Raw genomic sequence first — 247 nt, 5'->3', positions numbered from 1 at the left:
CCCTTGGCGCTGACGATGCCGCCCTGGCTATTGTCGAGGCTGGCGCTGCGCAGGACGGCACCGGCGTCGGTGACCACCCTGCCCCCCTGGTTGTTCAACGCACCCTGGCTTGAAAGCGACAAGGTCCCGGCGCTGGAGACTGCACCGCCCTGGTTGTCCAGCCGACCGCTCTTCACGCTCAGGCGTCCCTGGCTGCTCAAGCTGCCTGCCTGATTGCCCAATACGCCGTCCAGAATGACGTCGATGC

The 247-nt window shown here is 66.4% G+C and carries 1 protein-coding gene; it reads right to left on the bottom strand.

The annotated features are described in order from the left end of the window. The coding region (locus tag ACLJNW_RS27545; protein ID WP_410961733.1) for a hypothetical protein at positions 1 to 247 on the bottom strand (247 nt) is incomplete at both ends.

The organism is Salmonella sp. SAL4457 (genome assembly GCF_046548235.1).
GTDB lineage: Bacteria > Pseudomonadota > Gammaproteobacteria > Enterobacterales > Enterobacteriaceae > Salmonella > Salmonella enterica.
This window is presented reverse-complemented; position numbering and strand designations above follow the sequence as displayed.